This window comes from Nitrospira sp. MA-1 (genome assembly GCA_032139905.1).
Taxonomy (GTDB): domain Bacteria; phylum Nitrospirota; class Nitrospiria; order Nitrospirales; family UBA8639; genus Nitrospira_E.
The window spans coordinates 223,475-242,573 of the sequence record JAQJDB010000004.1 but is presented as its reverse complement, the minus strand read 5'-3'; the positions used below and the strand labels follow the sequence as shown (position 1 = coordinate 242,573).

The following is a 19,099-nucleotide window of genomic DNA, read 5'->3' as shown; positions in this document are numbered from 1 at the left end:
ATTTGGTAGCTCGAGCAACAAAGCTCAGCCGGAAAGAACACCAACAATGAGTGGAGAGAAAGCACCCAATCCCATTACCCGAGACAAATTTGATGCTGTACTGTTTGACCTTGATGGAGTTCTGACTGCGACCGCCAAGGTGCACGCGATCTGTTGGAAAAAAATGTTCGACGAGTATCTTCAAAAACGGGCAACCCGGCTTGGCGAGTCGTTCCAACCCTTTGAAATTGGCACGGATTACCGTTTCTATGTCGATGGAAAACCGCGATTTGATGGAGTCAGGGATTTTCTCCGGTTCCGCAACATTGAACTACCGGAAGGGGCTCCAGACGACCCACCCCAAACGGAAACGATTTGCGGCCTTGGAAACCACAAGAACGAAATGATTAACGCGGTGATTGAGTCTAATGGTGTTGAGGTCTACGAAGGAAGTATCACATTGGTTCGACAAATCCGCAAAGAAGGAATCGGAGTCGCCGTCGTGACCTCAAGTCAGAATTGCGATGCCGTACTTAAGGCTGCAGGAATTGAAAGATTATTTAATGTGAAAGTCGATGGCAACGTCATCCACGACGAAAATCTCTCGGGAAAGCCGGCTCCGGATGCTTTCCTTGCCGCAGCCAAAAAATTGGGAGTGGACCCGAAACGTTCGGTGGTGGTGGAAGACGCGATTTCGGGAGTTCAAGCAGGACGGAATGGCGGATTCGGGCTGGTGATCGGAGTCGCGCGAAAAGGAGATTCCGAAGAACTCAGGCAACATGGCGCTGATATCGTGGTGAAAGATCTTGGAGAATTTCTCGATTAAGCTGCCGGAAATATTTCCCTCACATCTCTGTACGGTTCGTCATCACTGATAAACATCCGGCAGCAATGTGAGCATATGGCGTTTGATTAAAAGGTGAAAAATTCATGATACACCATGAGCGCGTAAAACCTCCTCCCCATATTTATCCTCCCGATGAATGGAATCTGATAGAAAAAAAATTCCACCTTCCAGCCATCGAAATGACCGAAACAACTTTTGCGATAGGAAACGGGTATTTTGGCATGCGAGGATGCGGGGAAGAGGGCGTGCCCGCCGTTCAAAACGGCACTTTTGTCAATGGTTTCTACGAATCCTGGCCGATCGTCTACGGCGAAGAGGCCTTTGGTTTTGCCCGGACCGGTCAGACCATCGTCAATGTGACAAACAGCAACAAAATCAAACTTTATGTTGACGACGAGCCTTTGTATTTACCCGACGCCAATCTGCTGAACTATGACCGTCGCCTGAACATGAAATCCGCCACACTGGACCGGGAGATCTTGTGGGAGACCCCGTCCGGGAAACAGGTACGCATCAAATCCAGGCGCCTGGTGTCATTTCCCCACCGCCACCTTGGGGCCATCTCTTATGAAGTGACGGTGTTGAATGCAGAAGCGCCGATCGTGCTGTCCTCTGAAATGCTCTACCTTCATGACCATCAGAAGGGAAATGGAGATCCTCGATTGGCCAAAGGTTTACTCGACCGGACCTTACATCCCAGGAAGCAAATTGCCAAAGATCGTCGTGTGGTGCTGTGTCACAGTACCAAGAACAGCAACATGACACTGGCGTGCGGTATGGATCACGATCTGGCGACTGACTGTGCGTACACCATGCAGGACAAGTGTTACGAGGACTTCGGGGCGATTGTCTTCTCGATCGAGGCCAAGCCGGGCATCCCCATTCGCCTGTTCAAATACATGACCTATCACACGACAGACACCGCATCTCCGGAAGGACTGTGTGCAAGGGCCGAACGGTCTTTAGATCGAGCCCTCGGACAGGGCTTCCCTCGCATTCTGGCCGACCAGGAGCAATACATGGACGAATTCTGGCAAAGAAGCGATATCCAGATCAGCAACTTGGATCCAAAACGGGCGAAGCGCTCCAACATTGAAATCCAGCAGGCCATTCGCTTCAACCTGTTTCATATCCTTCAGGCAGCAGGCAGAGCCGATACCACCGGAGTGCCGGCCAAGGGGCTGACGGGCCAGGCCTATGAAGGGCAATATTTTTGGGATACGGAAATCTATCTGCTGCCATTTTTGATCTATACCTCTCCGTCCATTGCCAAGAACCTGCTGATGTTCCGCTATCGCATGTTGGACAAAGCCAGGGAACGGGCCCGGGAACTGAGTCAGAAAGGGGCGATGTTTCCGTGGAGAACCATCAACGGAGAAGAAGCCTCCGCCTACTATGCCGCGGGGACCGCCCAGTATCACATCAATGCGGACATCATGTATGCCCTCAGAAAATACATCCAGGCAACGGGTGATGAGAATTTTTTGAATGAGTACGGAGCTGAAATGTTGATCGAGACGGCACGCTTATGGAGTGATCTGGGGGTTTTTTCGGAAGACCACGACAAGAAGGGAAAATTTTGCATTCATGGGGTCACCGGACCGGATGAATACAACACCGTCGTCAATAACAATACCTATACGAATCTCATGGCGCGGGAAAATCTCCAGTATGCGGTGTCGACCATCGAGACATTACGGGAACAAAAACCCGAGGTGTTCGCCGCCCTTGTCAGCAAGACCGGCGTCGGGATGGAAGAAATCAAGGAATGGCGGAGGGCTGCGGAAAATATTTACATCCCTTATGATGAAAATCGAGGGATTCACCCGCAGGATGATTCCTTTCTAGAAAAAGAGTTGTGGGACCTTAAGGCAACGCCACCGGAAAAATTCCCTCTCTTGTTGTTTTTTCACCCACTGGTCATCTACCGATATCAAGTCATTAAGCAAGCGGATATTATTCTGGCCATGTTTCTGATAGGGAAAGAACTTTCCCCGGAGCAGAAAAAACGTAATTTTGACAATTATGACCCCCTGACTACAGGTGATTCCTCCCTTTCATCCTGCATTCAGAGTATTGTCGCGTCGGAGATAGGCTACATGGATAAAGCGCTGGAATACGCACGGGCGGCTTTGTTGATGGATCTTGCCGATGTGGGCGGAAATGTTAAAGACGGGTGCCACATTGCCTCAATGGGCGGGACCTGGATGACGATGGTGTATGGCCTGGCCGGGATGCGCGACTTCGACGGTATCCTGACGTTCAAACCTAGACGTCAACCGGATCAGCCGGCAAAGTTACGCTTTCCTTTGACCTATCACGGTCAAATCCTCGATATCGAAATGGGGCCCGAAGGGGCCAGGTATGCTTTGCGGGAGGGCGACGGGTTGATGATCCGACATGAAGATGAAGAGCTACACCTTTCGCCCGAGGCTCCGATTGTCACTCGACCGATCTTGACCTGGCCGGCGAAGTGAGTCGAAAGGGACCATGCGAATTCTCGTGCTGAACAGCGGAAGTTCGTCCGTCAAATTTCGGGTGCTCGATGTTGATCCTCAAGCGTCACCTCGCGAAATTCGGCCGGATCGGGCACTGATAAAAGGCGCCGTGAAGGGCATCGGCAACACGGCGAGTTTTGAATGTACGGTCGAAGAAAAACCCTCTCCGAAAATCACCCGGGTGATTGCTAACCACCATCAGGCTATTCGCTGGCTGTTTGAGCAACTCAAACAACTCGACAGCGCGGATCATGATCCCGCCTCCCTCGCCGGGGTGGAAGCCGTCGGCCACCGGGTGGTCCATGGAGGAGAACGATTTTCTCAATCGATCGTGATTTCGGACGAAGTGATGAGCGAGATTGATACGCTTGGGGAATTAGCGCCCTTGCACAACCCGGCCTGTCTGGAAGGGATTCGGGGGGTCAGGGCCATTCTGGGCCCCCAGGTCCCAATGGTGGCGGTGTTCGACACAGCCTTTCACGCCACCATACCCTCGCATGCCAAAGTGTATGCGCTGCCCTACGCGTTAGCCAATCGCCATCATATTCGTCGCTATGGGTTCCACGGTATCGCACATGCCTCGTTGGTTGGAAGTTATTTTGAAAAAACCGGAAGACCGTCGACACCATCCCGACTCATCACCGTGCAACTCGGGAATGGATGTTCTATCTCTGCTGTTGAAGACGGAAGATCTGTAGAGACATCCATGGGATTCACACCGCTGGAAGGGCTGGTCATGGGCACGCGGTGCGGTGATCTGGATCCCTCCATTGTCAGTTATCTCTGTCAAAAGGAAAAAGTGGGACCGTCGGAAGTAGAACGCTGGCTGAATGAACAGTCTGGCCTTCTGGGACTTTCCGGAAGAACGAATGATATGAGGGAACTACTGCAGGCGGCCGACCGCGAAGGGCATGAACCATCGCAAATGGCCATTGATGTGTTTTGCTATCGCACTAAAAAATACATCGGGGCCTATCTTGCGGTTCTGGGCGGTGCGGACGCCCTCATTTTCGGGGGCGGAATCGGCGAGGCGGCTCCCGATATTCGACGCAAAATTTGTGAAGGGATGGAGTGGTGCGGATTACGGTTGGATCCTAGCCTCAATAGCAAAGCCGTCGGGCTTCAACCGGGAGATGTCACCAGAATCAGTAAAGATGAACAATCGTTGGAAGTGTATGTCGGGGCTGCGGATGAAGAAACCTGGATTGCCCGTGAGACGGTACGTTGTCTCGAAGGGACCCGGTAGGTCTCGATGAATCCGCTTGTACCTCGCCCAACTTCCCCTTATAAAGACGAGGAATGTGTCGGCCTAGGGCCTCTTATATTGTCCCAGGAATTTCCCCACACTAAACCCGGAAGAACCACATTTACCTTGAGTCGGTGTTCAAGCTGGATGATGCCACATTAAAGGAGGACAGCATGTCGAATACGTTGTCAAAAAAAGAACTGGATTTGATCGATGCCTATTGGCGGGCCGCCAATTATTTGTCAGTTGGTCAAATCTATTTGTATGACAACCCGTTATTGAAAAAGACGTTGACCAAAGAACACATCAAACCGAGGCTTCTCGGCCACTGGGGGACAACGCCGGGATTGAATTTTCTCTATGTTCACCTGAACCGGTTAATCAAAAAACACGACTTGAACATGATTTACATTACGGGACCTGGACATGGTGGGCCTGGTCTGGTTGCGAATGCGTACCTGGAGGGAACGTATAGCGAGGTCTATCCGAACATCTCACAGGATGAAGAAGGGTTGAAGCGCCTCTTCACCCAATTTTCCTTTCCCGGCGGTATTCCCAGTCATGTCGCTCCTGAAACTCCCGGCTCGATCCATGAAGGCGGTGAATTGGGGTATGCCGTCTCTCATGCCTATGGCGCCGTATACGACAATCCCGATCTAATCGTGGCTTGCGTGGTCGGTGATGGCGAGGCAGAAACCGGACCGCTTGCGACAAGCTGGCATTCCAACAAATTCTTGAATCCGGCAACCGATGGCGTGGTCTTACCGATTCTCCACCTCAACGGCTACAAAATTGCCAATCCCTGTGTCCTGGCCAGAATCAGCCACGAAGAGCTGGATCACTTGTTTCGCGGGTATGGGTATACGCCGTATTTCGTTGAGGGGGATGACCCCATGAAGATGCATCAACTCATGGCCGATACGCTCGACATCGTGACCAAAGAAATCCAAGCCATCAAGTCGGATGCGCAAAAAAAAGGAGGTACCAAGCGACCACTCTGGCCCATGATCGTTTTCCGCACCCCAAAGGGTTGGACCTGCCCCAAGGAAATTGACGGCAAAAAAACCGAAGGGTACTGGCGCTCTCACCAAGTCCCGATGGGAGAAATGCATGAGAAACCGGACCATGTGCGAATTCTTGAAAAATGGATGAAGACATACAAACCAAATGAACTGTTCGATAAGAATGGGCAGCTGAACCCTGAACTGGCAGACCTGCCACCCAAAGGGGAGCGACGAATGAGCGCCAATCCCCATGCAAATGGTGGGTTGCTGCTTAAAGACCTGCGCATGCCAGATTTCCGCAGTTATGCCGTAAAGGTGACATCCCCTGGATCAGTAATCGCCGAGTCCACCCGGGTGATGGGAACATTCCTGCGAGATGTCATGAAGCAGAACTTGAGCAGCAAAAACTTTCGGTTGTTCAGTCCTGACGAGAGCAATTCCAACCGCTGGCAGGACGTCTTGGAGGTGACCAACCGTACCTGGATGGCCGACACCTTTCCTTACGATGATCATCTTGCACCTGACGGTAGGGTCATGGAAATGCTTAGCGAACACCAATGCCAGGGATGGCTGGAGGGCTATCTGCTCACGGGACGGCATGGCTTCTTCTCCTGTTACGAAGCGTTCATCCATATTATTGATTCCATGTTCAATCAGCATGCGAAGTGGCTGAAAGTATGCGACGAAATCCCCTGGCGGCGACCAATCGCGTCGCTGAATTATCTGCTCTCATCCCATGTGTGGCGTCAGGACCACAACGGGTTCAGTCATCAGGATCCTGGGTTTATCGATCACGTCATCAATAAGAAGGCAGACGTGGTTCGGGTGTATTTGCCGCCGGATGCGAACTGCCTGCTCTCCGTGACCGACCACTGTCTTCGGAGCCGGAACTATGTCAATGTCGTGGTGGCCGGAAAGCAACCGGCTCCCCAGTGGCTGACCATGGATCAGGCCATTAAGCATTGCTCCGCAGGCCTCAGCATTTGGGAGTGGGCGAGTAATGATCGGGGAAGCGAACCGGATGTGGTGATGGCATGCTGTGGCGATGTCCCGACACTGGAAACGCTCGCGGCCGTAGACCTCCTTCGCTCCCATGTTCCAGAGTTAAAGGTTCGTGTCATCAATGTGGTCAACCTTATGAAGCTGCAACCTCAGAGCGAACACCCGCATGGATTGAGCGACAAGGACTTCGACGCGCTGTTCACGAAAGACAAACCGATTATCTTTGCGTTTCACGGATACCCCTGGCTTATTCACCGGCTGACCTACCGGCGGACGAATCACAAAAACCTGCATGTGCGTGGCTATAAGGAAGAGGGCACGACCACCACGCCGTTCGACATTTGTGTGATGAACGATCTGGATCGCTTCCATTTAGTAGACGATGTGATCGACCGTGTGCCGAAACTGGAAACTCGGGCGGCATACGCCAAGCAGGCCATCCATGACAAGCTCATTGAGCACAAACAGTACATTGCCAAATATGGCGACGACATGCCGGAAATAAGTGGTTGGCAATGGGGACAGCGCGTGGCCACCGGGCGAAGAAAAAGCTCGACGGAAGCCGATAATGTATGAGTGACGAAAAAATACGTTTCTCAAGTACAGTGGCAGGAACTTGGGAGCCCCTCAAGGTGAAGGGCACATCAACCCCAGAGAATACCCCATCACCGCCAACCCAATGCTCTGTGAGGAAAACGCATGAAGACCATCAAAAATGATTCCTGGTTAGGAAATTCTCTTCGGATGTCGTTTAGTGTGATCCTGATTCTCCTGATCGGAAGTTGGACGATGGTGTTGTTAGACGGGGGCACCATGCTGGTTCGAGAAGCCGGCGAGGCCCATGCGGCAAGACCCGACGGCACCTATGGCAAGGATTGGGGAAATCCCGACGGTGAGGAATGCGTGCAATGTCATCGGAAACATACACCGGGGTTGTACCAGGAATGGAATCAAAGCATGCACGGGCAACGAGGAGTGAATTGCCTTGATTGTCACAAAGCGGATGGGAAAGACAAGGACGGGTTCAGGCACAAGGGTCAATTGATCTCTCTCATTGTGACGCCCAAGGATTGCGCGCGCTGTCATAACACGGAATTCCAAGAGATGGATGGGTCGCATCATTCGAAAGCCGGCGATATTCTCGCATCGTTCGATAATCTTTTGGGCGAGGTCGTTGGCGGCCCGGAGGCTGTGAATGCCGGATGTAAACAATGTCACGGCTCAACCATTGAAATTGGTGAAGATGGAAAACCTCTACCCACCACTTGGCCCAACACCGGAATTGGACGTATTAATCCCGACGGGTCTAGGGGTTCCTGTACCGCCTGTCATGGTCGGCACCGCTTCTCCAAAGCGCAGGCACGAACACCGGATACCTGCGGAAAATGTCATGTCGGTCCGGATCATCCTCAGATCGAGGTCTATAACGAATCCAAGCATGGCATCATCTATCACGCCAAAACGACTGAAATGAATCTCGAATCGGACAAATGGGAAGCCGGCGTGGATTATTCGGCCGCCCCCACCTGCGCTTCATGCCATATGAGCGCCGGAGGGGGAGAAAAGCCCACCCATAATGTGGGCGAACGGATCTCCTGGACCTTGCGGCCTCCTATTTCCGTCAAAAACAATCTGGTGAAACTTCAAGATGGCAGTGAGTTTGATGTGCCGGAAGGTCAACCATTGCCCAAGGTTGGAGACAAGGCCAAGAAGTCAAAGGTGGTTGAGGTGCTGACGTGGAAAGAACGTCGTCTGAAAATGCAAAATGTATGCACAGCCTGTCACACCGATTCGGTGATATTGGGACATTACAACCAGTTTGATAAGGTAGTGGACCTCTATAACGATAAATTTGCTAAGCCCATTGCCGCCATCATGGGTGACCTCCAGAAAGCCGGGACCATCAGTTCAGCCCCCTTCGACGAGAAGATCGAATGGATTTGGTGGGAAATCTGGCATCACGAAGGTCGTCGAGCACGGCATGGCGCCTCCATGAGTGGTCCCGATTACACCTGGTGGCATGGGATGTACGAAGTGGCCAAGCACACCTATTTCGAATTCATTCCCGAACTTAAAAAGGTGGCAGGAGAAAAAGAAGCGCAAGCATTACTCGAAAAGTATTTCAAACCGATCCCTGGCCATGCCTGGTACTTTGAAGGGATGAACCCTGCCCAGCTTGACGCCGTTCGAAAAGGATTTGAATCCCGTTACGGGAAAGGCTCATTGAAGTAAGCACGAGTCAGAATATAGGGTTTACATCATTCAATGCTCACGAGACTCTGGAAATGGTTTTGGAGCCCCACCAGCAAATATTCCTGGGGAGCGATTTTCGTCGTGGGCGGAATAGCCGGGATTATTTTCTGGGGAGGCTTCAACACCGCCATGGAGCAGTCCAATACGCTCCCCTTTTGTGCCAATGCCTGCCATGAAATGACGGATTTCGTCCTGCCGGAATATCAGCAATCCATTCACTACACCAACGCCCAAGGTGTCCGGGCCATTTGCGCCGACTGCCATGTGCCCAAAGCATGGGGTCCAAAGGTCGTTCGGAAGATTAAGGCCACATGGGAATTATGGGGTAAAATCACCGGCTCCATTAATACGCGAGAAAAATTTGAGGCCAAGCGTGAACAGATGGCCTTAAAAGTTTGGCTGGAAATGAAAGAAAACGATTCCCAAGAATGCCGGAATTGCCATTCCTATGAGGCCATGGACTGGCACGCCCAGTCGCTTCTTGCCCAACGGGACATGCAGAAAGCCATGAAGGAAGGGAAAACCTGCATCGATTGCCACAAAGGCATAGGCCATACACTCCCCGATGGCTACGAATCTGATACCCCGGTATACAAAGAAGACTTAGCCAAACTGCTAAACAACTAATCATCAAACCCTGAGGAGCAACGCCGAGGGAGAGAAAAGACAGAGAGCCACCCTGACACCAGATCAGTTCCAGGTTCAGAGTTGTGCGTATAGATCTATGCCTGAGGATCGAAACCCATGCCGAAGACCAGAAAAAAGTGGCCACAAGTAAAGTGAATATGCAAGCTAGAGCAGCCATAGCCGGAAAAAGTTTTCCCCTCGGGGCAACTGTTTCCCCTGAGGGAGTGAACTTTTGCGTCTTCTCAAAGAATTGCACGCTCATGGAATTGCTGCTGTTCAATCACCCGGATGAGACGAAGCCGGCGACGAGTATCCCCCTCGATTCCTGGAGAAACCGGACGGGCCACTATTGGCACATCTTCGTCCCTGGTCTCCGACCGGGCCAGATCTACGGGTATCGGGCCCACGGGCCGTTCGAGCCGCAACGAGGGCTGCGATTTGACCCTGAGAAGGTCTTGCTCGATCCCTATGGCAAGGCAGTGGCCGTACCGAAGCCATACAGCCGGGTCGCGGCATCCAAGCCGGGAGACAATTGCCCCACAGCAATGAAAAGCGTGGTGGTGGATGTGGACGCGTACGATTGGGAGGGCGATACCCCGCTCAAACGGCCCGCAATTCGGACCATTGTGTACGAGATGCATGTGCGCGGGTTTACCCGCCACCCCAGTTCCGGCGTCGAGGAGAAGACACGGGGGACCTACGCCGGTCTGATTGAAAAAATTCCGTACCTCCAGGAACTTGGCATCCCGGCTGTGGAACTCCTACCCGTGTTTCATTTCGATCCACAAGATTGCCCCACGGGGCGAGTCAATTATTGGGGCTATGCACCGATATCCTTCTTCGCACCACATCCGCAGTATAGTTCACGTCAGAATCCGCTCGAAGTGGTTGACGAATTCCGCGACATGGTCAAGGCGCTACGTCGAGCGGGCATCGAAGTCATTCTTGATGTGGTCTACAACCACACTGCCGAAGGCAATGAGGATGGACCCACGCTCTGTTATCGCGGCCTCGAAAATAGTGTCTATTACATCCTGGAGGAGGACCGGAGCCGGTACAGTAATTATACCGGGACGGGTAACACATTAAATGCCAATCAACCAATTGTCCGTCGTCTCATTATGGACAGTCTCCGATATTGGGTGGATGAGATGCACGTGGACGGCTTTCGATTCGACCTCGCATCGATTCTCTCCCGCGACGAAGCCGGTCGGCCGCTACAGAATCCTCCCATTCTCTGGGACATTGATTCCGACCCCTTCCTGGCCGGGACGAAACTCATTGCGGAAGCTTGGGATGCAGCCGGACTCTACCAGGTCGGTTCGTTTATCGGAGACAGCTGGAAAGAATGGAATGGACGGTTTCGTGACGATATCCGGGATTTCTTCCGTGGCGAGGAAGGATCGTCGGCACGTTTCGCCGATCGCTTGATCGGCAGTCCGGAGATTTATGGTCATAAAGAACGGGAGCCGGAGCAGAGCATCAATTTTGTGACCTGTCATGACGGCTTCACACTCAACGATCTCGTCTCCTACAACGACAAGCACAACGAAGCCAACGGCGAAAACAACCGCGACGGGGCCAATGACAACAAAAGCTGGAACTGCGGGGTTGAAGGGCCGACGGATGATCAGGCCGTGGAACGGCTACGGAACCGGCAGGTCAAGAATTTTTTGGCCGTGACGCTGCTTTCCGCGGGAGTGCCCATGATCCTGATGGGCGATGAGGTACGACGCACGCAGAATGGCAACAACAACACCTATTGTCTGGACAACGAAACGAATTGGTTCGATTGGACGCTGCTCGCGAAACATGCGGATGTCCATCGGTTCGTGACACTGCTCAACGCACGTCGGCTGTTGCGGGAAGTTGAACGAGAGCAGCAACGGATGAGTCTGAACCAGTTGATCCAACAGGCCAATAAGGCGTGGCACGGCGTCAAACTCAACCAACCGGACTGGAGCCCACAGTCACACATCCTTGCGTTTACCGTTGAACTTCCCAAAACCAAACTCCTCGTCCACTTTATTCTGAACGCCTTTTGGGAGCCCCTTGAATTCGAACTACCTCCGGTTCCCAACGGAGACGGGAGCCTCTGGCACCGATGGATCGATACGGCATTTGATTCGCCGCAGGACATCGTCCCGTGGGAAATCTCACCCGCGATTCCCGGTCAGACGTACCGCGCCCAGGAACGCTCAGTAGTGGTGGCGTTCGCGCGCATTGACGCCGGGGAACCCCGGCATCCCCAGCGTGAGAAAGTGGGATAGAACACCGCTGATCCAGACACAGAGCTAAAGTCTTGACGCCGGAAGACCTTCGAGCAGTTCCGCTGCTCGGGTTGCCGGCAATTTGATTTTTTTAAATTTTTTGGGGAGGCAGTATGAAAGACCGTCGCAAGGAGATTCTTGAACAATACGGGTGCGGACCGATCAAATTTTCCGGCACGAACGATGCGCTCTATGAACGCCATCTCATCTTCGACCATGTCATCGATCCCAAGAAGGCCGAATTGCAAGACCAGTTTGAGGCAGTGACCCGCTCGGTCCGCGACGTCATTTCCCAACGATGGCTCAAGACCGAAACAACCTACGAGGAAAAAAATCCTAAGCGGGTGTATTACCTGTCGATGGAGTTCCTGCTCGGCCGATCGCTGGCCAACAACCTCACCAACGGGCTGCTGGGGCCGTTGGCTCTTGAGGCCGCGAAAAAACGGGGTCTTGATCCCCTCGCCCTAGCCGAGATGGAGCCGGATGCCGGATTGGGGAACGGAGGGCTCGGTCGATTGGCGGCTTGTTTCATCGATTCGATGGCGACAATGCAGATCCCCGGTATGGGATATGGACTCCGTTACGAATACGGAATGTTCAAGCAAACGGTAAAGGATGGGTGGCAATGCGAACAACCGGATAATTGGTTGCGGCGTCCGGACCCATGGGAAGTGACGCGGCTCGAGGATGCGGTGGAAGTGAAATTGAACTGTTCGTTCGAGCAACGTGAGGGGGACGTACGCTTGGTCCCCGGACAGCCGTCCAGTCTTATTGGTATCCCATTCGACCGTCCGGTCATCGGATATGGTGGCAAGACCATCAATACACTCAGACTTTGGGCTGCCGCCGTCCCGGCCTTTTTCGACTTTCAGCGGTTCAGCAGCGGAGATTTCACGTCCGCCTTGCCGGGCACCCTGGCGGCCGAGTCGATAACCCGTGTGTTGTATCCGGATGATTCCACCGTCCGGGGCCAGGGGTTGCGATTCCTGCAGGAATATTTTCTTGTTGCCTGTTCCCTGGCTGATCTCGTGCGGCGCTTCCGGCAAGGCAATACCGACTGGAATGACCTTCCCGGCAAAGTCGCCATTCAGATGAACGACACGCATCCGACGATGGCTGTTCCCGAACTGATGCGGATTCTACTGGACGACGCGCATCTCAGTTGGGACCAGGCTTGGGACCTGACGCAACGATCGCTCGCCTATACGAACCATACCCTGCTGCCCGAAGCATTGGAAAAATGGCCGCTCGCATGGTTCGAAACGATGTTGCCACGTCATCTGGAAATAATACTTGAAATCAACCACCGGCACCTTGCCCAAGCGCGCATCCGTTTCGGCGGTGACGAAAGCCGGCTCTCCAATGTGAGCCTCATCGAGGAAAGCCCGACGCGTAAAGTCCGTATGGCCAACCTGGCCATTGTCGGGACCCATAGCACGAACGGCGTGGCGGCCATTCACTCCGAATTGCTCCGCAAAAGGACAGTCAAGAATCTGGCCGAGCTGTATCCCGAACGGTTCAACAATAAGACCAACGGGGTGACTCCAAGACGCTGGTTGCTCCTGGCAAATCCTGCGCTCTCCAACGCCATTACCGAAGCCATCGGAGACGGGTGGATTACTGATTTCAGCCAATTGAGTAAGCTCAAGAAACTGGCCGCCGACAAGAGCTTTCGCGGGGCCGTCCAAAACGCCAAACGCGAGGCGAAGTTACAGTTTGCCCAATGGCTCAAGACGACATCCGGGCAGACGGTCGATCCGGACACGATCTTCGATTGCCAGGTCAAACGCATCCATGAATACAAGCGGCAACTGCTCAACGCGCTGCGCATCGTCGTGCTCTACAATCGGTTGCGGGAGAATCCGAACCTCAAGATGACCCCACGGACATTTTTCTTTGCCGGCAAGGCGGCGCCGGCATACCACTTGGCTAAAATCATCATCAAGTTCATAAATAACCTGGCCGGCACCATCGAGGGGGATCCCCTCGTTCGGGGGAAACTCAAGGTCGTCTTCCTACCGGAATATTGCGTCTCCCTCGCAGAGCGGCTGATCCCGGCTACGGATGTCTCCAATCAGATTTCGACCGCCGGCTACGAAGCCAGCGGCACGAGCAATATGAAGTTCATGATGAACGGTGCGTTAACGTTAGGCACACGAGATGGCGCGACCATCGAAATGGCAGAAGAGGCGGGTGAAGAGAATTTTTTCCTCTTCGGCCTCACAGCCGACCAGGTTGCCGGCAGCAAGGGTTGGTATAGTCCGGGCTGGCATTATGACAACGAAGCGGAAACCCGCGCCGCGCTTGACCTGATCTTCTCAGGCTACTTCAACCAGTATGAACCGGGCATCTTCGAACCCCTGCGGCACTCGTTGCTGACAGGCGGAGACCACTACATGCATCTGGCGGACCTCACATCTTATCTCGAGGCTGACTGTCAAATCTGTGACTTGTATAGTGACCAAGATGGATGGGCACGCAAGGCAATTATAAACATCGCCGGTTCGGGAAAATTTTCCAGCGACCGGACCATTGCTGAATACGCAGCCGATATCCGGAATGTCAAGCCATGCCGGATTCCGTAATCGTGGGATTCACGATCGGTTCCCGGCTCCTAATGGAAAACCACATGGCTATCGTACGGCCTCAGAGGGGTCGGATGGCCTTATGAATCATGGAAAATTCTTTTTAGAACGTTTTGGGTGTTCGCAAAACTAAGGGAGGATAACAGGCATGCCTAAAAAACAAAAAGATGAGCCCGGATCGAAGCTCAAACGCAAGGAATACGAGAAGGAGCTGCGTCGGCTTCAGGCCGAACTCTGCATTCTCCAGGATTGGGTTAAACACAAAGGCCTGCGGGTCATGGTGGTCTTTGAAGGTCGCGACGGGGCCGGAAAGGGAGGCACAATTCGGGCTATTACCGAGCGTGTCAGTCCACGCGTATTCCGCGTGGTGGCCCTCCCTGCCCCATCCGACCGGGAGAAAAGCCAGATGTACATTCAACGCTACATGCAGCATTTCCCGGCAGCCGGCGAAATTGTTATCTGGGACCGCAGTTGGTACAACCGGGCCGGGGTCGAACATGTCATGGGCTTCTGCACAAAGGAACAGTACAAAGGCTTTCTCGAACATGCCCCAAATGTCGAATGGTATATGACACAATCCGGGATCATCCTGGTCAAGTACTGGCTCGAGGTAAGCAACGAGGAGCAGGAGCGTCGGTTCGAGGCACGCGTGGAGGATCCGTTGCGCCAGTGGAAGCTCAGTCCCATTGACTTGCCGTCACGCGAGAGATGGTACGACTATTCCCGCGCACGCGACCGAATGCTGGAGGCCACGGATTCAAAGCATGCCCCCTGGTATCTCGTGCGCTCGGATGACAAGAAGCGCGCACGCCTCAACGTCATGACCCATTTGCTGTCGTTAATTCCCTACGAAAAGCTGCCGCGTGAAAAAATAAAAATACCCAAGCGATCGAACAAGAGGAAGTACGACGATCAGGCGACGTTGAAGGGAAGAAAGTTCATCCCGGAAAAGTTCTGAACCACATCTTGAAGCCGTGACAGAATGCCGGACAAACAATCTGAGCAACTCTGCATCAACACCATCCGCACCTTGTCCATGGATGCGGTCCAGGCGGCCAACTCAGGACATCCCGGCACACCGATGGCACTGGCGCCGGTGGTGCTGTTTATGAAATCGATTCCTACGGTTCGATCCTGACGACCCCATATGGGGAAACCCGGATGGCTTCGTCCGTCCATCCGTCATGCGTCCATCTTGCTGTAATTGCTGCTGCCACTTTGTGAGATCAAATCCGTCAATACGAAAGACGAACGGCAGGGTCTCCGGGGAGGAAGCTTCTACGCTCCGCTGGGAGCAATATATGGGATCAACCGATCGAATCATCGGCATGGGGACCTTTGGGGCTTCGGGCCTCCCTCAAGGAATTCACAAGGAAATTCGGATTTACGGTTGAACATATGGTCGATGCGGCGAAAGAGCAGATCAAAAAATAAGTCCTTCGGACATTCGCATGGGTAAAAAGTAGAGTTGATTGTCCATCAGTCCCCCTCCTTTGTAAGGCTTGGTTCCGAGCAGGGACTAAGACGAAGGGGAGGTAGCCTCTTCACGGCACTGGATGGCTGATACCTTCGTGGTTTCCCGAATGTACCAGGCAGGACCCTCCTTCACCTTGCCTCTCCTTACAAACGAGAGGAATTCAAACCGGGTTCCTTTTTTCACCAGCGCGACGACAATCTCGGTCTGAAGAATCCGCCACTGGTCGAGTCCTGCCCTTGCCACCCTCCCCGTATCGGAGACTGATTCGAGAAGGGGGAGTTCAATACGATCAAAAATCTTTTTGAGCAATAGCAGAGATTCCAATCCGACTTTTTCTTGAACGGTCGAGGCAACATCCGAAAGATCCAGGCAGCTCCGTGCGCGTATCAGAAGGAAACGTCAACGGACGTCATGCTCCCAGGGGAAAGGAGAAGAATAGAGTCCAGGCTGGCTCCAATGGGTGGACACCAAGGAATTAAAGACTTCTAACGCATCCTGCATAGTCACGATGAAACTTCGCAAGGTAGCTCGAGGACTGGAAGTACTCAGGGGTTTGAGTGGATGCAACACCGGTGACTGTGCGAACGATCCACTCAAGGGAACCTGAGTCAGCCACACAGTCCCCACACCATCAGAAGAATGCAGTCAGGTCTTAATTGTGACATCTAACCAGGTCTCAATCAGCTGACTAAAACGTCGTTCCTCAACCAGACGGCACATGACCATCCCCGATCCGCCGAGGGACGCGAATGTAGCTGACTTCCATCGAGCCTGCAGTGAGCGTGAAGGCATCGGCGACGACCACACTCTATCCTTTCGGATCATAAAGAATTTAGGGGTCTACGATTTACAGCACTCATGACCCTGAAGAGATGAATCCTGATGGGGTCCATTGAACGTCTGAGGATGACAAGAAGACCGGGGGGAAAACACTCTCAACAAGATTGTCATGCTGAGCTGCGCGAAGCATCTGGCTAAGCCAGAGCCCGGTCGATCTGGGCACAGATCCTTCGTTGGTCTCAGAATGACAAAGAGAGGCTCGCATCCTTCTAGGGCCTGCCCTGGGCTTGGCCAAATGGCTTGTTTCGAATTCAACATCGAATGGCTCGAACCATAATTTTTGTATGATCACGGCTTTTCACTATCGGGGTCAGTGACCCTGATATGTATCCTTTTTTTCCACATCAGATCTGGAGGGATTTGCAGATCCGCGTTTTTGGTGGGAACCCAACTCCCCTGCTGAGACAATTCTCGTTTTACTACTGAACGGGAACACATTAGAATCAAAGAAAAAAAGAGGGGTGTATGGTTTATCGCAGGGCTTTTCAGATACAGGATCACATGATGAGCAAAAGGATTATCCGATGAAAAATCAAGTGCCAAGTCCCACTCTCAATAAATCCTTTCGCATGGATGGGGAGGAACGTGAATTACAAATTCAAGGAAACCTCAGGTTGGCACGATGGCATTTGATGCTGTCGATTCTGATCATGGTGTCCGGGGGAGCAGGATGTGCTCAAACGGAACAAGCTAGAGATATGGAAACCTCGGGGTTTCTCGGAGACTATTCCATTCTCCAACCGGGCAAGGAAGGGGAAGCTCTTCTTGTTTACAAAAATCCTCAAGCTGATTTTTCAATTTATCGGGCTGTGTATGTGGAGCCGGCCATCGTATTGCTATCCAAACAATCCACCGTGCCTCAGGAAGAATTACACCGGTTGGCCGATGATCTACGTTCAAAAGTCATCTGGAAACTTAAAGAGGATTTTCTTGTGGTACCCAAACTTGTTCCGGGTGCGTTGCAAATTCAACTGGCCCTAACGGAGGCTGAACCATCTGACGTCGGGATGGATATCGTGTCCACGATTATTCCACCTGCCACCATGGTATCCGGAGCGAAAGAACTGGCAACAGGAACACAGGCGTTTGTGGGTCGCGCCAGCATCGAGGCGAAATTAACCGATGGCAACACCGGAACCTTATTGATGGCGGCTGCGGATCGCCGAGTAGGGGGCAGATCCCTGAATGGTTCTATGGATTCATGGGACGACGCCCACCAGGCATTTGAATATTGGGCGGATAAATTAGCCCAACGGCTTCGTGAATGGCGAAAGATACCGAATCCTGCAAGCACAAATTGAATGACCTGAAATTCCTACTGACCACTGCTGAGAAATACCTCAAATTCATAGGATGAAATGCCATGAAGAGGAACTGATGGCTGGAGATTCGGATTCCCGTTTTTTCTATGGGAAACCCGTCCAATTAGTACTTTGCACTGAGAGAGCACTCCCCATTTGGATTCAGGATTGAGGAAGGGGGAGCGCCTTCTCACTCTTCAAAACCCTCTCGTCTAGGAAACCTCATGGGTTGAGGTCACCAAGCATTCCTTCCTACAGGGTGTTGGCAATTTAACGGATTGTGGAGACTCTGCACACCAGAACCTATTCCCTCACCAGGAAACTCTGTACCGGTTAATCGGTTACATGAATTCGTTGTGCCGGCTCAAACTTCACTCACGCCAGAATTTTACTTTCTGGTTGCCTAGAGCGGGTCACTTTCCAGCGTGGGAAGACTTCCCAGTTTATCCGCATTGGCCCGTGGCCCGTTTGAGCTGTACTTCCTTTTGATACCAGCCGGTTTACTCCACATATTCAAGTGTCCAACCGTGACTTTCCAGACATTGCTCCCTCATCATGTCCCCTCCACCTCTGCGATAGTTTCTTGGTCGGATTGTTTCATCTTCCGGTCCAAAATGCGAAATGCCTTCCTGATTAAAATGACGGTTTTCCCGATCGCAGAGAGTAATCGTTGAACGTAAGTCTTCCTCTGTCGCACCGGGCTTAACCCATTGCTGGGAAAGACCGCAGGCTGACAGCAGGAGAAAGCATAACCCCACCGACAACTGTGCCTTTGACTGTATATTCATTTTCTTGTCTCACGCTGATGGTTAACGTTTCTCAATAAAGACATTCCCTCCCTCGCAGGCACCGTCCACTTATTCCCCTTGCCTTCCGCCTCCCAATCGACAGTGATAAGCAGGCAATGAAGTAAGATACCAGCCTTGGGGTAAATGGCAATTAACAAATAAATAAAAAAACAGACTCTGATCTTTGCGATGGTTATTCCAGGCAAACGACCAGGTGTTATTCGCCAGATTATCCTGTACCCAAGGACTCTGCATAATGCGCCTCTTGCCCCCCAGCCGCGTTCCCTACCTTCGCCAGTGTGGCTTCGCGCAGACAGCTAAGCTCATGTAAGACGTGTACGCTCCGTGCGCGTCAATCAGGTTCTATGCACCGGGTAAGATT

General features: G+C 52.6%; 12 protein-coding genes and 1 pseudogene. 11 read left to right on the top strand and 2 right to left on the bottom strand.

Translation table 11 applies throughout. From position 1 onward, the window contains the following. Positions 1–46: 46 nt before the first annotated feature. The 10 genes and pseudogenes from PJI16_04050 (at position 47) to PJI16_04005 (ending at position 15,512) form a co-directional block, all read left to right on the top strand. Positions 47–805, top strand: coding sequence for a beta-phosphoglucomutase family hydrolase (locus tag PJI16_04050; protein MDT3776731.1), 759 nt, complete (start codon positions 47–49; stop codon positions 803–805). A gap of 104 nt (positions 806–909) precedes the next feature. Further along, positions 910–3,303: a glycosyl hydrolase family 65 protein gene (locus PJI16_04045; GenBank protein MDT3776730.1), complete on the top strand. Its 2,394-nt coding sequence runs from the start codon at positions 910–912 to the stop codon at positions 3,301–3,303. A 13-nt stretch (positions 3,304–3,316) separates the two neighbouring features. Further along, positions 3,317–4,570, top strand: coding sequence for an acetate kinase (locus PJI16_04040; protein ID MDT3776729.1), 1,254 nt, complete (start codon positions 3,317–3,319; stop codon positions 4,568–4,570). Positions 4,571–4,743: 173 nt separating this feature from the next. Continuing rightward, positions 4,744–7,152 carry a phosphoketolase family protein gene (locus tag PJI16_04035; GenBank protein ID MDT3776728.1) on the top strand — a complete coding sequence of 803 codons (2,409 nt, stop codon included), beginning with the start codon at positions 4,744–4,746 and terminating at the stop codon, positions 7,150–7,152. A 237-nt stretch (positions 7,153–7,389) separates the two neighbouring features. Further along, positions 7,390–8,808, top strand: coding sequence for a multiheme c-type cytochrome (locus PJI16_04030; GenBank protein MDT3776727.1), 1,419 nt, complete (start codon positions 7,390–7,392; stop codon positions 8,806–8,808). Positions 8,809–8,841: 33 nt separating this feature from the next. Further along, on the top strand, positions 8,842–9,456 hold the full coding sequence (locus PJI16_04025; GenBank protein MDT3776726.1) for a NapC/NirT family cytochrome c: 615 nt from the start codon (positions 8,842–8,844) through the stop codon (positions 9,454–9,456). Between the two features lie 158 nt (positions 9,457–9,614). Further along, a complete protein-coding gene (gene glgX, locus PJI16_04020; protein MDT3776725.1) occupies positions 9,615–11,726 on the top strand; it encodes a glycogen debranching protein GlgX in 2,112 nt (703 codons plus the stop codon). Positions 11,727–11,839: 113 nt separating this feature from the next. Beyond that, positions 11,840–14,311 (top strand): glycogen/starch/alpha-glucan phosphorylase, encoded by a 2,472-nt coding sequence (locus tag PJI16_04015; GenBank protein MDT3776724.1) that lies wholly within the window; start codon positions 11,840–11,842, stop codon positions 14,309–14,311. 148 nt (positions 14,312–14,459) lie between these two features. Next, on the top strand, positions 14,460–15,269 hold the full coding sequence (gene ppk2, locus PJI16_04010; protein MDT3776723.1) for a polyphosphate kinase 2: 810 nt from the start codon (positions 14,460–14,462) through the stop codon (positions 15,267–15,269). A 24-nt stretch (positions 15,270–15,293) separates the two neighbouring features. Beyond that, positions 15,294–15,512, top strand: a pseudogene (locus tag PJI16_04005) (transketolase). A gap of 318 nt (positions 15,513–15,830) precedes the next feature. Here PJI16_04005 and PJI16_04000 read toward each other — a convergent pair. Further along, positions 15,831–16,112 (bottom strand): hypothetical protein, encoded by a 282-nt coding sequence (locus PJI16_04000; GenBank protein MDT3776722.1) that lies wholly within the window; start codon positions 16,110–16,112, stop codon positions 15,831–15,833. A gap of 1,040 nt (positions 16,113–17,152) precedes the next feature. On the opposite strand from PJI16_04000, the gene PJI16_03995 reads away from it, so the two are divergent. Beyond that, on the top strand, positions 17,153–17,929 hold the full coding sequence (locus tag PJI16_03995) for a DUF3313 domain-containing protein (protein MDT3776721.1): 777 nt from the start codon (positions 17,153–17,155) through the stop codon (positions 17,927–17,929). A gap of 500 nt (positions 17,930–18,429) precedes the next feature. Here PJI16_03995 and PJI16_03990 read toward each other — a convergent pair whose 3' ends face one another. After that, complete coding sequence (locus PJI16_03990; protein ID MDT3776720.1) at positions 18,430–18,717, bottom strand: hypothetical protein; 288 nt, start codon at positions 18,715–18,717, stop codon at positions 18,430–18,432. Positions 18,718–19,099 lie beyond the last annotated feature (382 nt).